The organism is Caulobacter sp. FWC2 (assembly GCF_002742625.1).
GTDB lineage: Bacteria > Pseudomonadota > Alphaproteobacteria > Caulobacterales > Caulobacteraceae > Caulobacter.
On record NZ_PEBF01000001.1, the window covers coordinates 4924494 to 4942789 of the forward strand.

Below are 18296 nucleotides of genomic sequence, written 5' to 3' on the forward strand. Positions count from 1 at the left end.
AGAATTGGTCATAATTTTCTTACTTGGCTAATTAGGCGTCATGGCAACCGCACACGAATCTTCGACAATTTCGATCGAGTCCCGCGCCTGGCGCCTGACCCTGATGATGGTCGCCGCGCTCACGCTCGTGCGGCTGATCGCCCTGTTTTCAACCCCTCTTGAGCTGTACCCGGACGAAGCCCAGTACTGGCTTTGGTCGCGCGAACTGGCGTTCGGCTACTTCTCCAAGCCGCCGATGATCGCCTGGCTGATCTGGGCCACGACTCATGTCGGCGGCGACGCCGAGGCCTGGGTGCGGCTATCCGCTCCGCTCCTGCACGGCATGACCGCCCTGGTGGTTCACCGCATCGCCCGCAAGCTCTACGGCGGCTGGAGCGGCCTGGTCGCAGCGGCGATCTACAGCCTGATGCCGGGGGTGGTGCTGTCGTCGGGCCTGATGGCCACCGATGCGCCGCTGCTGTTCTTCCTGTCGCTGACGATCTGGGCCTATGTCGCCCTGGCCGAGGAAACCGCGCCGCGCCGCTACTTCGTCGCCGCCGGCATGGGCGTTGCCCTGGGCCTGGCCTTCCTTTCCAAATACGCAGCCGTCTACGCCCTGGGCAGCATCGTCATCCACTACGCCATCTCGAAGCCGGCCCGCGATCGGTGGTGCATCGCCGCCGCGGTGCTGTTCGTCACCGCCTTCGTGCTGACCCTGGCCCCCAACTTCGCCTGGAACGCCAGCCACCATTTCGCGACGGTCAAGCACACGGCCTCCAACGCCAACTGGAATTCGCACCAGCTGTTCAACTTCCGTGAGCTGATCGAGTTCGTCGGCTCGCAGTTCGGCGTGTTCGGTCCCCTGCCATTCGCCGTTCTGCTGGGCGGCTCGGTCTGGCTGGGGGTGAAGAAGAAGCTTCAGTCGCCGGACCTGCTGCTGCTGTGCTTCTGCGCCCCGCCGCTGATCATCGTCGCCGGCGAGGCCTTCGTCTCGCGCGCCAACGCCAACTGGGCCGGGGCCGCCTTCGTCGCGGGGTCGGTGCTGTCGGCCGGCTGGCTGCTGCGCTGGAACGCCCGCCGCTGGCTGATCGCGGGCCTGGCCTTCGAGGCCCTGTTCGCCGCCTTCTTCGTGGTCTGCATGGTCAATCCCAAGGCCGCCGACGCCGTGGGCCTGTCGAACGGCTTCAAGCGCGTGCGTGGCTGGGACCAGACCGTCCGGGCGATCATCGAGCGCTCGCGCGAGGAGCAGGCCCTGCGCGGTCCGCTCAGCGCCGTCGCGATGGACGACCGCTTCGTCTACAACGCCGCCGCCTATTACGGCCGCGACTATTTCGGTCAGCCGGGCGCGCCCCCCTTGCGGATGTGGGTGCACGAGGCCCATCCGCAGAACCAGGCCGAGACCGAGGCGCCGCTGGACGCCGACTACGGCCGTCGCGCCCTGATCGTCAGCCTGGAGGGCGGTTACCGGCCCGAGATCGCGCAGGACTTCAAGGCGACATCCGGCATGCAGATCAGCCGCGTGCGCCTCGACAAGAAGCGCTCGCGCCGGATCGACCTGTTCATCGCGGAGGGTTTCGCGCCCCTGCCCCGCGATCCCGTGACGGGCCTGCCGCCGGAGCCACGGAAAACGGCGAAGTAACGCCACGGACCTCGCCCTTCGACAGGCTCAGGGTGAGGTCCGAATGCTGGCGCCGCGATAGCCGGCAACCTCATCCTGAGCTTGTCGCAGGACGAGGTTGCCGCGCCACCGCCCTCTAAACCGCCACCTCGAACGCCGCCTCGGTCTTCGACTTCACCTCATCGACGCTCACGCCCGGGGCCAGCTCGATCAGCTTCACCGGGGTCTTGCCGCGGTTGATCTCGAAGACGCCCAGCTCGGTGATCAAGAGATCCACGACACCCGCGCCGGTCAGCGGCAGCGAGCACGACTTCAATAGCTTGGGCGCGCCGGACTTCTCGCAGTGGTCCATGACCACCACAACGCGCTTGACGCCGGCGACCAGGTCCATGGCCCCGCCCATGCCCTTGACCATCTTGCCGGGCACCATCCAGTTGGCCAGATCACCGCTCTCGGAGACCTGCATGCCGCCCAGGATTGACAGGGCGATGTGGCCGCCGCGGATCATGGCGAAGCTGTCGGCCGAGCTGAAGTACGAGCTCGAATCCAGCTCGGTGATCGTCTGCTTGCCGGCGTTGATCAGGTCGGCGTCCTCTTCGCCCTCATAGGGGAAGGGGCCCATGCCCAGCATGCCGTTCTCGCTCTGCAGCGTCACGGACATGCCCTCGGGGATGTAATTGGCCACCAGGGTCGGAATGCCGATGCCCAGGTTAACGTAGAAGCCGTCCTGCAGCTCCTTGGCGGCGCGGGCCGCCATCTCATCGCGGGTCCAGGCCATTACACGGATTCCTTGGCACGGGTGGTGACGCGCTCGATGCGCTTCTCGAACTTGGCGCCCTTGACGATGTTGTCGACATAGATGCCAGGCGTGTGGATGGCGTCCTTGTCCAGGGCGCCGATCTCGACCAGCTGCTCGACCTCGACGACGGTCTTCCTGCCGGCCGTGGCCATCATCGGATTGAAGTTCCGGGCCGTCTTTCGGTAGATCAGGTTGCCCTCGGCGTCGCCCTTCCAGGCCTTGACGATCGACAGGTCGGCGGTCAGGCCGCGCTCCATCACGTACATCTCGCCGTCGAACTCGCGGACTTCCTTGCCCTCGGCCACCAGGGTGCCGTAGCCGGTGCGCGTGAAGAAGGCCGGGATGCCCGCCCCGCCCGCACGAATGCGTTCGGCCAGCGTGCCCTGCGGATTGAACTCCAGCTCCAGTTCGCCGCTGAGGTAGAGCTGTTCGAACAGCTTGTTCTCACCCACATAGGACGAGACCATCTTCTTGATCTGGCGGTTCTCCAGGAGGATCCCCAGGCCGAAGCCGTCGACGCCGCAATTGTTGGAGACGACCGTGAGGTCCTTCGTTCCCGCCTCGCGGATCGCCGCGATCAGGTTCTCCGGAATGCCGCAGAGGCCAAAGCCTCCGGCCATGATGGTCATGCCGTCGAACAACAGCCCGGCGAGGGCCTCGACGGCGTCCTTCTTCACCTTGTCGACCATGGTGTCTCCCTGTTCCGAACCTTATACGTCCGGTGTTTGGCGAACCGTGTCGCCCGAGCCGCGAATAAATTCAACCCTTGATGAATTATTTTCCAGAAGGGTCGCCTGATGACCGACGCTAGCACCGGCTTCGTAGCGCCCGCCACCTCCGGAGTGCTTCTCGTGCTGGCCCATCCGGCGCTTGAACGGTCTCGCGCCAATCGCGCCCTGGCCAAGGCGGCCAAGGGCCTGTCGGGCGTCACCTTCAAGGACCTCTACGAGATTTATCCGGACTTCGCGGTCGACATCGAGGCCGAGCAGGCGGCTCTGCTGGCTCACGACGTCATCGCCCTGCAGTTTCCGCTCTACTGGTACTCGACCCCGGCCCTTATGAAGGAGTGGCTGGATCTGGTCTGGCTGCACGGCTTCGCCTATGGCGAAGGCGGCGAGGCCCTGAAGGGCAAGAAGCTATTCGTGGCCTGCTCCACGGGCGCCAGCGCCAAGGCCTACCATATGCACGGCTACAACCGGTTCAGCATGGACGAGTTCCTGCGGCCGCTGGAGCAGACCGCCCACCTGTGCGGCATGGAGTGGGAGACCCCGTTCGTCGTTCATGGCGCTTCCGTGAAAGACGACGCGGCCCTGAAAGCCGAGGCTGAGCGCTACAAGGCGCGGGTGGCCTCGCTGCTGCCGGCGTCGCGGGTTTCGAACAAGGCGGAGACTTAAGGCGCATGGAGAACTTCCTCACCCAGACCCTGGTCTATCTGGGCGCGGCCGTCGTCTCGGTGCCGATCGCCAAGCGGCTGGGGCTCGGCTCGGTGCTGGGCTATCTGATCGCCGGCGTCGTCATCGGCCCGTTCGCCCTGGGCTTGGTCGGCGAGCAGGCCGACGTCATGAAGTTCGCCGAGTTCGGCGTCGTCATCCTGCTGTTCCTGATCGGTCTCGAGGTGCAGCCCTCGATGCTGTGGGACATGCGCAAGGCGATCTTCGGCCTCGGCGGCGCCCAGGTGCTCGGCACGGCCTTGGCCATCGCCGCCGCTTCGCTGGCGCTGGGCCTGCCCTGGCAGACGGCCCTGGCCGTGGGTCTCGTTCTAGCCATGTCTTCGACCGCGATCGTGCTCCAGACCCTGGACGAGAAAGGGCTCAGGCAAGGCCCGGTCGGCCGCGCCGCCTTCGGGGTGCTGCTGCTGCAGGATCTGGCGGTCATCCCGATGTTCGCCCTGTTGCCCCTGCTGGCCACGGGCGCGGCCGGCCATGCGACCGACGGCGGCGGCCATGGCGGCGGGAGTCTCGTGGCCCACCTGCCGATCTGGGCCCAGACCCTGTCGGTGTTCGCCGCCGTGGGCGGGGTGATCGGCGGCGGCCGCTATCTGGTCCAGCCGTTGTTCCGCTTCATCGCCAAGGCCCGCCTGCGCGAGATCTTCGTCGCCGCCGCCCTGCTGATCGTGGTCGCGGTCGCCAGCGTGATGCAGATCGTCGGCCTGTCGCCCGCCCTCGGGGCCTTCCTGGCCGGGGTGGTGCTGGCCGAAAGCGAGTTCCGGCGCGAGCTGGAAAGCGATATCGAGCCGTTCCGGGGCCTGCTGCTGGGCCTGTTCTTCATCACCGTGGGCGCCGGCGTGAACCTGCCGCTGGTGGCCAGCCGGCCCCTGCAATTGCTGGGGATCGTCGTCGGCCTGATGGTGCTGAAGTTCATCGTCATGTACGGCATCGCCCGCCTGTTCGGCGCGCCCAAGCGCGGGGCGATGGCGGTGGCCACGGCCCTGGCCCAGGGCGGCGAGTTCGCCTTCGTGCTGCTCAGCTTCACGGTCGGCGCGGGGGTGATCGGCGTGCAGTTGGCCGCCCTGCTGACCGCCGCCGTCGCGGTCTCCATGGCCCTGACGCCGGTGGCGATGATCCTCTACGAGCGGGTTGCGGCCCTGATGGACGCGGCCATTCCCGATGTCGTCCCCGACACCGGCGACTTCGACGAGGGCGAGCCTGACATCATCATCGCCGGCTTCGGCCGCTTCGGTCAGATCACCGGCCGCCTGCTGCAGGCCAACGGCTTCAAGTCGACGGTGCTGGACAGCGACATCGAGCAGATCGAACTACTGCAGCGCTTCGGCCGACGGGTGCACTATGGAGACGCCACGCGCCTGGATCTGCTGCGCGCCGCCGGCGCCGAGCGGGCCAGGATGCTGATCGTCGCCGTGGACGACCGCGAAAAGACCGTCGAACTGGTCGAGACGGCCCGCAAGGCCTTCCCGAACCTCGTCATCCTGGCTCGCGCCTGGGACCGCCGTCACGCCTACGACCTGCTGGCCAACGGCGCCGACGCGGTCGAGCGCGAGACCTTCGAGTCGGCCCTGGCCCTCGGCGCCACCGCCTTGCAGAAGCTGGGCTTCCGCGCGCACCGGGCGCACCGGGCGGCCGCCTTCTTCCGTCGCCACGATCGCCGGGTGTTCGAGGAGCTGCGCCCGATGTGGGGCCAGGAGGAGGCCTATATCCTGGCCTCGCGCGACGCGGCCAAGACCATGGACCGCCTGCTGGACGCCGACCTGCACCGCATGCGCCCCGGCGACGCCGGCGGGGCCTGGGACACGGCCAGCCTGGACGAGGAACTGCGCGAGCGGGCCGAGCAGGAGGGGGCGGGGTAGAGCCTGTCCCGCCCGGATCAAGCCGCGTCCAGGGCCTTCAGCCAGTCCGGCAATCCGCCGGTCGCCGCCTGCTGCACGCTGACCTTGGCCGCAGCGGCGGCGCCTTGGCCGCGGGCCTCGCCTGGCGTCATGCCGAACCGCGCCTTGAACGCCCGGCTGAAGCTGGACCAGACGGTGAAGCCGTAACGCTCGGCCACCTGGGTCATGGCCAGAGGCTGGGCGGGGTCCGACAGGGACTCGAACACCCGACGCAGGCGCCGGTTGCGGATGTGCTCGCTGACCCCGCCCAGCGGCGCGAACAGCCGATAGAGCGAGGCGCGAGACACGCCGAAACGGCGGCACAGTAGCTCCGCGTCCAGGGCCGGGTCATGCAGGTTGGCGTCGATGAACCGCCGCATCCGGGCGCGCTGGGTGTCGGCCGCCGCCCGCCGCGTCTCCTCGGCGCGGTGGCCCAGGGTCAGGCCCGCCAGCAGGTCGGTGGTCGCCCGGCCGACGCCATAGGCCTCCTCCGGCCGCAGGTCGGGCGCCACCCGCATCAGGCTTTCGGCATGGGCCCTCAACAGCGCGGCCCCTGCGGTCTCGCGGCGCAGAACCAGGCCGTGAAGCGGGTCCAGGTCGATGTCGCGGGCGTCGAAGGCGTCGCGCGGGACGGCCAGATTGATGTTGGTGCAGTGCGCCGCCTCCGACTGGAAGGTGCGGGTCAAGTCCAGCAGGCAGACGTCGCCCGGCCGGGTGGCGACCTCGCCCTGGCCCGCGCGCCGGCGGTCTTCGCCATCGACGATGATCTGCACCAGGACGAGCTCCAGCCCGGTGGCGGCGATCTTCCGCGCGTCGCGGCCGTAGCCGAACACGCCCCCGCTCATGTGGGCCTGCCCCAGCAGCATCGAACCGATGTTGAAGCTGTTGATGCCCAGGTCTGGTCCCGGCCCGGCCACGTCGCGCAGGCGGATGTCGAACACCGGGGCGATGGCCTGGGCATAGGCCTCGGCGCCTTCGCGGCCCGGGGTGATCCGGGTGCCGGCCTGGAACTGGGGTAGCGAAGACGGCATTCAAGCAACTCGAACCGACGATACGCGAGCCTCGAGCCAGAGCCCGAATGGGGTCAGCCGTCAATGTCCTGCGTCAACCGCGGCGCGGAGTCTCAAAATCATGACCCGCCGTCTCAAAGGCGGCAGCCGCCGTTGCTCCGTCCATGACCGGACTCTACGGGTCTGCCTGGCACGAAGGCGACGTATCCATTCCCTTGGCGGCGCGCTCGTGCTGAGCGGTCAGGTCCGATCGACCCCATGGTGGGGACTTCGGGTCGGTCGGACCACCGCGTGAAGACAACCCGACCTCCAAGCGACGCGTGATCCCGCCGATCCCGCGTCGCTTCCTTTATTCGGCCGCCTGCAGCGTGGGGCTGGCGGGCGGACGGAACGCCTCGACGAATGGCGTCGCGAAGCCGCCGGTCAGGCTGTGCGGATCGACGGCGACCGCGCCGAAGGCAAGGTTCCGGGGCCGCTGGCCCGGCACGTAGAGCGTGCCGAACATCCGGTCCCAGATCGCCAGGCAGCTGCCCAGGTTCTTGCCGAAGTGGGCGGGGTCGGCCGAGTGGTGGATCTGGTGGTGGGCCGGGCTCATCACCCAGCGACCCAGCGGCCCGAAGGTGATCCAGACGTGCGAGTGTTGCAGGTGGATGATCGTCAGGGCGAAGACCACGAAGATCGCGTTCTCGTCGAACAGCCTCGGCGCATGCCAGGCCGGCCCAAAGGCCCAGGCCAGCAGGCCGCCGACGCCGCCGGTGGCCAGGGCCAGGATGTTGGCGAACTTCAGGGTCTCCATCGGATGGACCCTGAAGGCCGTCATCGGCGTCAGGGCCTCGGCCGTGTGGTGGCTCTTGTGGAACGCCCACAGGAACGGGACCTTATGGCTCAGCCAGTGGTCGAGCCAGTAGCCCAGTTCATAGGCCAGGAAGCCCAGGACGGTCCCGATGACCGCGACCGGCGGCCAGGGCGCGTGGGGAAATAGCGCCGGTCCCGCGTTCTGGACCAGCCAGCCGCCGACCGCCTTGGCGACCGCCCCGCCCGACAGCATGGCCGCGCCGATCAGCAGGCCCACGCACCAGACATTGAACACGAAGAAGACGAGGTCGGCGCGGTTTGAGGCTGTCAGCCAGACCTTGCGGGGAAACATCGCCCGCAGCAGCAGGCGCGGCGAGGTCTTGCGACCCCGCGCCCGGCGGGTCAGTACGATATGGGCGGCGGCGATCAGCAAGGCGCTGCTCAGCGACACCAGCGAGAAGGCCGAGCCCAGCGGCAGCAGCAGCTTGAGCACCGGCGCGATCAGGCGATGGCCGGCGCCGGGCAGGTCGATTAGAGACGCCAGATCAGCCGGCATTGCGGCCCCCGTGAAACAGGGACCCTTCCTAGCAAAAAGGCCTCAACCGCCGCTTAATGCGCCGGCTGGCCGCCCACGGTCTTCTTGGCGGCGTTCTTCTGGCCCACGCGGCGGAACAGGTTGGCCAGGGCCTCGAACAGACCCGGTTGAGAGGCCTGATGATAGTGTGAGTCCGCCCCCAAAGCCTCGGCCAGGCGCGCGTGGGCCTTGCCCAGGTTATGGTACGGCAGGCGCGGCAGCAGGTGGTGCAGGGCGTGGTAACGCAGGCCGACCGGGGCCCACAGCGCCGAGGCCAGGTTCGGCGGCGGCACATTGACCGAGTCGAGGAACTGCTCGTCCAGGGTCATCTTGTCGCCCTCGTTGTCCCAGTGGTGGGCGACCAGGGTGCGGGCCTGGTTGAGGAAGGTGGCCAGCGAGAAGATCAGCAGACCGGTCAGCAGGGCGCGCAGCGGCAGCACGCCGGCGACCGTGGCGGCGATCACCGCCCACGACCACAGCCAGCAACCGATGTCCTGCAACACCCAGGCGGTGCGCCAGCGGTTAAGGTCCTCGCGCACGAAGTCGGGATTGATGATCAGGGCCGACAGCTTGGTCTTCAGGTAGCGGCGCAGCGGCGGGACCACGAACGACAGCGGGATCAGCACCACCGAGCGCAGGATCACGCCCAGCGGCGCCAGCAGCGCGACGAACAGGAACCCGGCCAGACCCAGCGGCGTGAAGCGCGACAGCGGCAGGTATTCCGGATCCAGCGCCGTGCCGAAGCGGTCCTTGATGTGGTGGATGTTGTGCACGCCCTCGTACATCAGCGAGGGGGTCATCAGCGGCACGCCGACCAGGATGTTCCAACCGATGCGGAAGCCCGGGGCCTCGTCGTCGCGGATGTGGGTCAGCTCGTGAATAAAGCTCAGGGCGCGATAGAGGGCCAGCACGCTGACAACGCCGGCGCCCAGGCCGATAGCCAGGTTGGCCGTCGTCGCGGCGACGTAGAGCCCCCCCCACATCAGGACGACCGAGACAATCATGTCGACCCAGTAGATCGCCGCGTTCGGCGTCATCAGGTCGTCGGCCAGCGCATAGGCCTGCTTGGTCAGACTGACGCCCTGGCTCGTCAACTTGTTCACTTAGACCTCGCGCCGTCCACAAACCCGTAAGAGGCATGCGAATTGGCGACGACGCGAGGGAAAAGCAACCGTTTGGATCAAAGGCGCGACAATTCCGCGCCCTTAAGCGTCACTGGGTGAGAGGCCGCAGGATGATCTCCACCCGGCGGTTCTGGGCGCGGCCGGCGGCGGTGGCGTTGTCGGCGATCGGCTGGCGCGAGCCCATGCCGGCCACGAAGACGCGGTCCGACAACACCCGGCCCTGGCGGGTCAGGTAGTCGGCCACCGCGCTGGCGCGGCGCTCGGAAAGACCCTGGTTGTAGTCGGCGCCGCCGCTGCTGTCGGCGTGGCCCACCACGTCGATCGTGGTCTGCGGATAGGCGTTCAGCGTACGGGCCACGTCGTCGAGCACGCGGGTGAACTGCGGCTGCACGTCCGACTTGTCGACGGCGAAGGTCACGTCGCTGGGCATCACCAGCACGATCTGATCGCCGTTGCGGCGGATCAGCACGCCCGAGGACTCTAGCCCGCGACGCAGATCGGCCTGCTGGCGGTCCATGTAGTTGCCGACCGCGCCACCGGCCAGGGCGCCGATCCCCGCGCCGATCAGCGCGTTCTTGCGGCCCTGCTCACCCTTGTTGGTGTTGGTCAGGTAGCCCAGCAGCGCGCCGCCCGCGGCCCCGGCGAGCACGCCCGTGCCGGTGTTGTTGCGGACCGGCATGCCCGTATAGGGGTCGGTGGTGGTGCAGGCGACCAGGGCGGTGGCGCCCATCAGTACGGCGACCAAGGCGGTCTTGCGCCCGAGATATGGCATGTGTCGCAACCCTTACGGCTTTGTTGTAGATCAACGTCAGACGGGCAAACGCCCTTCTTATGGTCAAGTTCCAACATCGCACCTGACGCCAGGATGAACGGTCTTCGTTTCACCCCTGGCTCGGTGTAGTAAGAAGGAACTTACTCATCTCCCATTCCGCTGTCTCAGGGCTCGAAGAAGTGTCTACCTCCGCCATCGAACCGATCTCGTTCTCCCTCTACAGCAAGGATTTCCAGCGCTTCGCCCAGGAGCTGGGCGCATCGTTCGAGCGTTACGGCTTCGCCGTGCTGTCGGAATACGACATTCCGCAGGACCGCATCGACGCGGCCATTTCGGACACCAAGGCCTTCTTCGCCCTGCCCGAAGAGACCAAGAAGCAATATGCCGGGATCAAGGGCGGCGCGCGCGGCTACATCCCGTTCGGGGTCGAGACCGCCAAGGGCGCGACGCACCACGACCTGAAGGAATTCTGGCACATGGGCCGCGACCTGCCGCCCGGCCACCGCTTCCGCGCCACCATGGCCGACAATGTCTGGCCGGCCGAGATCCCGGCCTTCAAGCATGACGTCAGCTGGTTCTACAACGCCTTGGACACCATGGGCGGCAAGGTGCTGGAGGCCATCGCCACCTACCTGAAGCTGGACCGCGACTTCTTCAAGCCGACCGTCGAGAACGGCAACAGCGTGCTGCGCCTGCTGCACTATCCGCCGATCCCGCAGGACGCCACCGGCGTGCGCGCCGGGGCCCACGGCGACATCAACACCATCACCCTGCTGATGGGCGCCGAGGAAGGCGGGCTGGAGCTGCTGGACCGCAACGGCGACTGGCTGCCGATCAACCCGCCCCCGGGCTGCATCGTCATCAATATCGGCGACATGCTGGAGCGGCTGACCAACCACGTCCTGCCCTCGACCATTCACCGCGTGCAAAACCCGCCGCCCGAGCGCCGCCACATCCCGCGCTACTCGACGCCGTTCTTCCTGCACTTCGCGTCGGACTACGAGATCAAGACCCTGCCAAACTGCATCACGCCCGACAATCCGGATCGCTATCCGGAGTCGATCACGGCGGACGAGTTCCTCCAGCAGCGCCTGCGCGAGATCAAGCTGGCCTGAGGGCTTTTCGAATCGAAGACGAGAAGGGCGACGGCGCGAGCCGCCGCCCTTTTTCTATTTCGCGATCCGCAGGTCGGAGATCTCCTGGGCGATAGCCTTGAACGAGGATTTCAGCTCCGAGCCGGTCGCCGGGAAGAACGCCTTGGAGGTGTCGCTGGCGCAGGACGTCAGGAAGCTCTTGGCCGTGGCGTCGGAGCCGACGTCGAAGCCCACCGTATAGAGCGTGATGTCATTGGCGCTGTTCTTGATCGCCGTGCACAGCGCTCTGGCCTGGGTGAAGGGGTCGCCGTTGGTGGCGTTGCAGTTGATGTGGTCGCTGGAGTTGCCGCTGCCGCCGCCAGCGTCACTGGCGATAACGCCGTTGCAGTACGGCGTGTTGAACGCGCCGTCGGTCATCATGATGACGACCTTCATCAGGTCCTTGGTCTTATAGGCCGCCGGCTTCTGCGACGCGTTGGGCCACAAATAACTGAAGTTCGGCGCGATCATGTACCAGCCCCAGGCCAGGCCGATCTGGCCGGCCGTGGAGCCACCCGCCGCGAGGGTGCCGATCTGGGCCTTGAGCGCTGTCTTGTCACTCGAAAGAGGCATGATCGTCGGGGTCGGGCACGGGTTTGCCGAGTTCGTGTCTCCCGAGTCGGAAGGATAATTGGTCCCGACATACGACGTGCTGGGCGCGGCGTCGGTATAGGCGTTGGTCCCGATCCGCTCGCTGACGCAGTTGGTGATGTCGCGCACCTCGGCGGTGTTCGAGGCGCTGGTGTAGGCCAGTCGGTAGCAGCCCGGCACGGTGCTCTGCTGGCAGGTCGCCGCGCCACCGCTGGTGTAGGCGCCGGTGTTTGAATCGCCAACCACGCGGGTGTCGAAGGTCGTGGCGGTCAGGTTGGTGATCGTCTGGGTCGTGCCGTTCAGCGAGGTCAGCCCCCCCATATTGGCGAAGCTGATCTGGTCGTCGGTGATGAAGCCGTGGGCCGTAGAGGTGGTGACGACGATCGTGCAGGAACTGGTCAGGCACTTCCGCGCCACGCCGCCGCCGCTGTTGTAGTTCTTGGTCGTGGTGACACCGTTGAGCGAGAAGCTGTTCGAGTTGACCTTGGTGATCGTGTAGGTCGCGCCATTCAGCGAGGCGTCATTCCCGGTGATGCCGGAGATATAGACCTTGTCGCCGGTCGCGTAGCCGTGATTGCTGACCGTGACGACCGCCGGGTTGGCCTTGGTGATCCCCGTGATCGTCTGGGCCGAGGCCAGCCACCCGGCGCCGGAGATCGAGCGCACGGGCACAGGCCCGCGCGCCGCGTCGGCATAACTCCCGACATTGACGCCGGCGGCGTACGGCACCAGAGCCACCTTCGAATAGAACGGGGTCTGGGCGTCCTTGACGATGATGTCGACCAGGTCGGAAGCGGCGGTCTTCAGGTCGGCGATGCGCGTGCCGCTCATCGAACCGGTGATGTCGAGCACCAGCGAGACTTCCAGGTCCTTGGACGAGCGCACCACGTCCGACACGGCGGTGACCGTGATGTTGCCGCTGTTCCAGAGATTGGCGATGACCGGCTGCAGCGTCGCCGTGGCCGTTCCGATGACGTGGTTGTCCGCGCCCATCTTGAACGTGGCGCTGGAGGCGGTGAGTCCAAGGTTCATCCCCGCTACCTCGGCCAGGAAGGCAGGATCGCCGACGGCTTCCAGGCCGGCGTCGGTGACGGCGGTCGAGCGCGCGGCGATCAGGGTGGCGGCGTCCAGGGCGTCCTGCATCTGCCGGCGCTGCAGGCTGATGCGGCTGACGTCCACCAGGCCGAACACCAGCACCGCCAACGGCAGCGCCAGCAGGGCGAACTGCACGGCGATGGCGCCGCGTTCGTCGCGCCGCAGACGGCGAGCGAAGGCGGCGAAGCCCTCGGTCAGGCGTCGGAGGAAGCGGCTCTGCGTCGGCATGGTCTGATCCCAGGCGTGGTTTTTCGGCGTGACCTTCGCCGATGAGGGTGAACAAGCCGAAAACGCCGCTGGTGAACGGCGATCAAGACCCCCTTCGACTCTCCCCTTCGACTCCGGGCGCGCCTGCGGCTAAAGAGCCCGGATGCCGTTCACCGCCACCGTCCTGACCATGTTCCCCGAAGCCTTTCCAGGCCCGCTCGGCGTTTCGATGATCGGGACCGCCTGGACCGAACAGGACCTGTGGCGTCTGGAAACGCTGGACATTCGGGCCTTTTCCAAGGATAAACGCGGCTTCCTCGACGACACCCCTGCGGGTGGCGGCGCGGGAGCCGTGCTCAAAGCGGACGTCATCGCCTCTGCGCTCGACAGCGTGGAGCTGAATGGTCGGCCGCTTTTGTACATGAGCGCCCGGGGCAGGCCCCTGACCCAGGCGCGCGTAAGAGAGTGGTCCAAGGCGCCCGGTATCGTGGTGCTGTGCGGCCGCTTCGAGGGGGTGGACCAGCGGGTGCTCGACGCCCGGGGGTTCGAGGAGATCTCGGTCGGAGACGCCGTCCTCGCAGGAGGAGAAACGGCGGCGATGGTCGTGATCGAGGCGTGCGTTCGACTTGCCCCGGGTGTTCTGGGGAATATCGAGAGCACGCTGGAAGAAAGCTTCGAGGACGGCCTCCTCGAGCATCCGCAGTACACGCGACCGCGGACGTTCGAAGGATTGGATATCCCCGAGGTGCTGCTGTCGGGCGATCACAAGCGGATCGACCAATGGCGCAAGAGTATGCGTGAAGAAACGACCCGCGAGCGGCGTCCAGATCTCTGGGAAGCGCATCTCGCCAATCAACAGGCAAAAGGCGGCCCGAAAACGGGTAAGCCCAAGGAGAAATGATCATGGCGATCAACATCATCAAGCAACTCGAGCAGGAAGAGTCCGCTCGCCTGCTGGCCGTCCGCGCGATCCCGGAATTCCGTCCCGGCGACACCCTGCGCGTCAACGTGAAGATCAAGGAAGGCGAGCGCGAGCGCGTTCAGGCCTACGAAGGTGTCTGCATCGCCCGCGCCGGCTCGGGCGTCCATGAGAGCTTCACGGTCCGCAAGATCTCGTTCGGCGAAGGCGTGGAACGTCTGTTCCCGCTGCTCTCGCCGAGCATCGACAGCATCGAAGTGAAGCGTCGCGGCGTCGTCCGTCGCGCCAAGCTGTACTACCTGCGCGACCGTCGCGGTAAGTCGGCCCGTATCGCCGAGCGTTCGAACAGCAACACCAAGGCCTCGGCCGCTGCGGCTTCGTCGGAAGACTAAGTCTCGCGCGGAAAGCGTATGGCTTTCGGACGTGAAGGAGGCCCTGGCGGAAACGCCGGGGCCTTTTTCTTTGGCGGCGGGGGCGTCGACACCGGCGCGTCCACTGCAGCCAAGCTTTAGTGCGATCGCACGTTACTTGACAAACCGCCGTTCCGTGAGATGGTTAACCCACCCCCGGCTTCGGCCGGGCTTCCAGACCGTCTCCTTTCTAGTGGACGGCCCTTTCCGGGCGGAGCCATCGGCCCCCGGAAGCAAAGAATGATGCTAGGGCGCGCCGAAACCACTGGCGCGCCCTATGTCTTTCGCGGCGAGCCCGCCACAGAACGCAAGAAATTGTCGCGGGGACCGCCCCCCACTGGATTTCGGCGCACGATCCGCCCTATATCCCCGCCATGTCCGCCAAAACCCTCTACGACAAGATCTGGGACGCCCACGTCGTCAGCGAAACCGACGGCGAGGCCATCCTCTATATCGACCTGCACCTCATCCATGAGGTCACTACCCCGCAGGCCTTCGCAGGGCTTCGCGCGGCCGGCCGCAAGGTGCGCCGGCCCGATCGCACGCTGGCCGTAGCCGACCACAACATCCCAACCGAAGGTCAGGCCCTGGGCGTCGACGCGGTGGCCGACGAGGAAGCGCGCCTGCAGCTCAAGACGCTGGCCCGCAACGTCGCCGACAACGGCATCCAGTTCTTCCCGATGGGCGACATCCGCAACGGCATCGTCCACGTGGTCGGTCCCGAGCAGGGCCGCACCCAGCCGGGCATGACGATCGTCTGCGGCGACAGCCACACCTCGACCCACGGCGCCTTCGGGGCGCTGGCCCACGGCATCGGCACGTCCGAGGTCGAGCACGTCCTGGCCACCCAGACCCTGCGCCAGAAGAAGGCCAAGAACATGCTGGTCCGCGTCGACGGGAGCCTCGGCCCCGGCGTGACCGGCAAGGACATCGCCCTGGCCGTGATCGGCGAGATCGGCACGGCCGGCGGCACCGGCTACGTCATCGAGTTCGCCGGCCAGGCCGTGCGCGAGCTGTCGATGGAGGGCCGCATGACCCTCTGCAACCTGACCATCGAGGGCGGCGCCAAGGCCGGCCTGATCGCGCCCGACGAGAAGACCTTCGCCTATATCCAGGGCAAGCCCGCTGCCCCCAAGGGCGCGGCCTGGGACATGGCGGTCAGCCACTGGAAGACCTTCTTTACCGACGAGGCCGCCGTCTTCGACCGCACCGTGGTCATCGACGGCTCGGCCCTGGTTCCGATGGTCACCTGGGGCACCTCGCCCGAGGACGTCGTGCCGGTCACCGGCAATGTGCCGGATCCGGAAAGCTTCGCCACGCCCGACAAGCGCGCGGCCGCTCACCGGGCCCTGGACTATATGGGCCTGACCGCCGGCCAGCCGATCTCGGAAGCCCGCATCGACCGCGTCTTCATCGGCTCGTGCACCAACAGCCGTATCGAGGACATGCGCGCCGCCGCCGCCGTGGTGCAGGAAGCCTTCCTGCACGGCCGCCTGGTGGCGCCGCACGTCAAGGCGATGGTCGTGCCCGGCTCCGGCCTGGTGAAGGAGCAGGCCGAGGAAGAGGGCCTGGACGCCATCTTCAAGGCCGCCGGCTTCGACTGGCGCGAGCCCGGCTGCTCGATGTGCCTGGCCATGAACCCCGACAAGCTGGCCCCGCAGGAACGCTGCGCCTCGACCAGCAACCGCAACTTCGAAGGCCGCCAGGGCCGCGCCGGCCGCACCCACCTCGTCTCCCCCGCCATGGCGGCGGCGGCGGCGATCGCCGGCCATCTGGTCGATGTCCGCACCTTCCTGGAGGAGACCGCCTGATGCGCGCCTTCACACGCCTCGACGGCCGCGCGGCTCCGCTGGAGCTGGCCAATATCGACACCGACCAGATCATCCCCAAGCAGTTCCTCAAGACCGTGGAACGCGAGGGCTTGGCCAAGGGCCTGTTCTACGACTTCCGCGTCGACGGCGAGGGCAACGAGATCAAGGACTTCGTGCTCAACAAGCCGGAGTACAAGAACGCCTCGGTGCTGATCGCCGGCGACAATTTCGGCTGCGGCAGCTCGCGCGAGCACGCGCCTTGGGCCCTGATGGACTTCGGGATCATGTGCGTGATCTCGACCAGCTTCGCCGACATCTTCAACAACAACTGCTTCAACAACGGCCTGCTGCCGGTGGTGGTCAGCGCCGAAGACCTGGCCCTCCTGATGGACGAGGCCAAGGGCGGCAACCACATGGTCAGCGTCGACCTCGAGACCCAGACCGTGGTCTCGCCGTCGGGCAAGGCGATCGGCTTCGACATCGATCCCGTGCGGAAAGAGAAGATGCTTAAAGGCCTCGACGCCATCGGCGAGACCCTGATGCACGGCGGCGACATCGACGTCTATGAGAGCAAGCGCGCGATCAGCCAGCCCTGGCTGGAGGCGTGAACCGCCTCCCCTCCCCTTGATGGGGAGGGGTAGGGGTGGGGTGATGCGGCGGTTCGACCGCGCCAAGACCCTGAACCGCTGCCACCCCCATCCCCGACCCTTCCCCCCTCGAAGGGGGAAGGGGGAGAACGTTGAGATGACCATCATCCTCGCCGGCACGATCCGCCTCGCGCCCGACCGCCTGGCCGACCTGCGCCCGCACCTCCGCGCCCAGGTCGAGAAGAGCCGGGCGGAGCCGGGATGCCTGGACTACGCCCTGACCGAAGACCCGCTCGACCCCGGCCTGATCCGGGTCTACGAGCATTTCGTCGACGAAGAGGCCCTGGCCTTCCACCGCGCCAGCTCGCACATGGCCGCCTGGCGCGCCTGCTGGCCGGAACTCGGCGTCGGCGAGCGCCGCATGTCGTCGTTCGACGTCTCCGCCTACCGCGAAATCTGATCCAAGAGAGAGCCTTACATGTCCACCCTGCTCCTCCTGCCCGGCGACGGCATCGGCCCGGAAGTCTGCGCGGAGGTGCGCCGCGTGGCGGCCGCCCTCACCCCGGATCTCGAGGTCTCGGAAGCCCCCTATGGAGGGTCCAGCTATGACGCTCACGGTACGCCGCTGCTGGACGAGGTCCGCGACCAGGCCATCGCCAGCGACGCGGTGCTGATGGGCGCCGTCGGCGGTCCGCAATGGGCCAGCGTCCCGCGCCACCTGCGCCCGGAAGCCGGCCTGCTGAACCTGCGCAAGGCCATGGACGTCTACGCCAACCTGCGCCCGGCCTACTGCTTCGAGGCCCTGGCCGGCGCCTCCAGCCTGAAGACCGAACTGGTCTCGGGCCTGGACATCATGTTCGTGCGGGAACTGGTCGGCGGCGTCTATTTCGGCGAGCCGCGCGGCATCGAGACCCTGGCCGACGGCCAGAAGAAGGGCTTCGACACCGCCGTCTACACCACCAGCGAGATCGAGCGCGTCGGCCGCGTGGCCTTCGAGCTGGCCCGGGGCCGGACCAACAAGGTCCACTCCGCCGAGAAGTCGAACGTCATGGAGTCGGGCCTGCTGTGGAAGCAGGTCATCACCGAGTTGCACGCCCGCGAATATCCGGACGTCCAGCTGGAGCACATCCTGGCCGACAACTGCGCCATGCAGCTGGTCCGCGCGCCCAAGCAGTTCGACGTCATCGTCACCGACAACCTGTTCGGCGACATTCTGTCGGACGCGGCGGCCATGCTGACCGGCTCGCTGGGCATGCTGCCCTCGGCCGCCATCGGCGACCCGAGCAAGCCGGGCCTCTACGAGCCGATCCATGGCTCGGCCCCCGACATCGCCGGCAAGGGCCTGGCCAATCCGCTGGCCGCCATCCTGTCGTTTGAAATGGCCCTGCGCTGGTCGCTCAAGCAGGTCGAAGCCGCCGACGCGCTGCTGGCCGCGGTCAAGGCCGCGCTGGACGGCGGCGCCCGCACGCGCGACCTTGGCGGGGCCATGACCACCGCCGAAATGGGCAGCGTCGTTCTGTCGCACCTGTAAAAGCGTTCCGCTGGGGCAA

Annotated in this window: 18 protein-coding genes; 11 read left to right on the forward strand and 7 right to left on the reverse strand. The window is 67.3% G+C overall.

Annotated elements, in window-relative coordinates; translation table 11 throughout:
* The first annotated feature begins 40 nt into the window (after positions 1–40).
* The gene (locus CSW62_RS23210; RefSeq protein ID WP_099581839.1) at positions 41–1618 is read left to right on the forward strand and encodes a glycosyltransferase family 39 protein; all 1578 of its coding nucleotides are present in this window, start codon (positions 41–43) and stop codon (positions 1616–1618) included.
* A gap of 115 nt (positions 1619–1733) precedes the next feature.
* On the opposite strand, the gene CSW62_RS23215 is transcribed toward CSW62_RS23210, so the two are convergent.
* The gene (locus CSW62_RS23215) at positions 1734–2375 is read right to left on the reverse strand and encodes a 3-oxoacid CoA-transferase subunit B (protein WP_099581840.1); all 642 of its coding nucleotides are present in this window, start codon (positions 2373–2375) and stop codon (positions 1734–1736) included.
* Positions 2375–3085, reverse strand: coding sequence for a CoA transferase subunit A (locus tag CSW62_RS23220; protein WP_099581841.1), 711 nt, complete (start codon positions 3083–3085; stop codon positions 2375–2377). The genes CSW62_RS23215 and CSW62_RS23220 overlap by 1 nt, the downstream gene beginning before the upstream one ends.
* Between CSW62_RS23220 and CSW62_RS27175 the strand changes: the two genes are divergently transcribed.
* From CSW62_RS27175 to CSW62_RS23230, 3 genes are read left to right on the forward strand one after another with little or no spacing between them, the layout of a single operon-like run.
* Entirely contained in the window at positions 2988–3194 is a 207-nt protein-coding gene (locus tag CSW62_RS27175; protein ID WP_233206764.1) for a hypothetical protein, read from the forward strand. The genes CSW62_RS23220 and CSW62_RS27175 overlap by 98 nt on opposite strands.
* Positions 3194–3790 carry an NAD(P)H-dependent oxidoreductase gene (locus CSW62_RS23225; RefSeq protein WP_099581842.1) on the forward strand — a complete coding sequence of 199 codons (597 nt, stop codon included), beginning with the start codon at positions 3194–3196 and terminating at the stop codon, positions 3788–3790. The genes CSW62_RS27175 and CSW62_RS23225 overlap by 1 nt, the downstream gene beginning before the upstream one ends.
* A gap of 5 nt (positions 3791–3795) precedes the next feature.
* Complete coding sequence (locus CSW62_RS23230; RefSeq protein ID WP_099581843.1) at positions 3796–5700, forward strand: monovalent cation:proton antiporter-2 (CPA2) family protein; 1905 nt, start codon at positions 3796–3798, stop codon at positions 5698–5700.
* Positions 5701–5717: 17 nt separating this feature from the next.
* On the opposite strand, the gene CSW62_RS23235 is transcribed toward CSW62_RS23230, so the two are convergent.
* The 4 genes from CSW62_RS23235 to CSW62_RS23250 form a co-directional block, all read right to left on the reverse strand.
* Positions 5718–6749: a helix-turn-helix domain-containing protein gene (locus CSW62_RS23235; protein WP_099581844.1), complete on the reverse strand. Its 1032-nt coding sequence runs from the start codon at positions 6747–6749 to the stop codon at positions 5718–5720.
* Between the two features lie 328 nt (positions 6750–7077).
* Positions 7078–8079 carry a sterol desaturase family protein gene (locus tag CSW62_RS23240; RefSeq protein WP_099581845.1) on the reverse strand — a complete coding sequence of 334 codons (1002 nt, stop codon included), beginning with the start codon at positions 8077–8079 and terminating at the stop codon, positions 7078–7080.
* 53 nt (positions 8080–8132) lie between these two features.
* The gene (locus CSW62_RS23245) at positions 8133–9191 is read right to left on the reverse strand and encodes a fatty acid desaturase (protein ID WP_233206806.1); all 1059 of its coding nucleotides are present in this window, start codon (positions 9189–9191) and stop codon (positions 8133–8135) included.
* A 118-nt stretch (positions 9192–9309) separates the two neighbouring features.
* Positions 9310–9993 (reverse strand): OmpA family protein, encoded by a 684-nt coding sequence (locus CSW62_RS23250; protein WP_099581846.1) that lies wholly within the window; start codon positions 9991–9993, stop codon positions 9310–9312.
* A 179-nt stretch (positions 9994–10172) separates the two neighbouring features.
* Here CSW62_RS23250 and CSW62_RS23255 point away from each other — a divergent pair, with 179 nt between their 5' ends.
* The gene (locus CSW62_RS23255; RefSeq protein ID WP_099581847.1) at positions 10173–11108 is read left to right on the forward strand and encodes an isopenicillin N synthase family oxygenase; all 936 of its coding nucleotides are present in this window, start codon (positions 10173–10175) and stop codon (positions 11106–11108) included.
* A gap of 54 nt (positions 11109–11162) precedes the next feature.
* Here CSW62_RS23255 and CSW62_RS23260 read toward each other — a convergent pair whose 3' ends face one another.
* Positions 11163–13040, reverse strand: coding sequence for a TadE/TadG family type IV pilus assembly protein (locus tag CSW62_RS23260; RefSeq protein ID WP_099581848.1), 1878 nt, complete (start codon positions 13038–13040; stop codon positions 11163–11165).
* Between the two features lie 142 nt (positions 13041–13182).
* On the opposite strand from CSW62_RS23260, the gene trmD reads away from it, so the two are divergent.
* The 6 genes from trmD (at position 13183) to leuB (ending at position 18277) form a co-directional block, all read left to right on the forward strand.
* Positions 13183–13920, forward strand: a complete 738-nt coding sequence (gene trmD / locus CSW62_RS23265) for a tRNA (guanosine(37)-N1)-methyltransferase TrmD (protein ID WP_099581849.1) — start codon at positions 13183–13185, stop codon at positions 13918–13920.
* Between the two features lie 2 nt (positions 13921–13922).
* Entirely contained in the window at positions 13923–14330 is a 408-nt protein-coding gene (gene rplS / locus CSW62_RS23270; RefSeq protein ID WP_099582435.1) for a 50S ribosomal protein L19, read from the forward strand.
* A gap of 392 nt (positions 14331–14722) precedes the next feature.
* The gene (leuC, locus tag CSW62_RS23275) at positions 14723–16159 is read left to right on the forward strand and encodes a 3-isopropylmalate dehydratase large subunit (protein ID WP_099581850.1); all 1437 of its coding nucleotides are present in this window, start codon (positions 14723–14725) and stop codon (positions 16157–16159) included.
* Positions 16159–16767 carry a 3-isopropylmalate dehydratase small subunit gene (gene leuD / locus CSW62_RS23280; protein WP_099581851.1) on the forward strand — a complete coding sequence of 203 codons (609 nt, stop codon included), beginning with the start codon at positions 16159–16161 and terminating at the stop codon, positions 16765–16767. The genes leuC and leuD overlap by 1 nt, the downstream gene beginning before the upstream one ends.
* 136 nt (positions 16768–16903) lie before the next feature.
* Positions 16904–17206, forward strand: a complete 303-nt coding sequence (locus tag CSW62_RS23285) for a putative quinol monooxygenase (RefSeq protein WP_099581852.1) — start codon at positions 16904–16906, stop codon at positions 17204–17206.
* A gap of 18 nt (positions 17207–17224) precedes the next feature.
* Positions 17225–18277, forward strand: a complete 1053-nt coding sequence (leuB, locus tag CSW62_RS23290; protein WP_099581853.1) for a 3-isopropylmalate dehydrogenase — start codon at positions 17225–17227, stop codon at positions 18275–18277.
* Positions 18278–18296 lie beyond the last annotated feature (19 nt).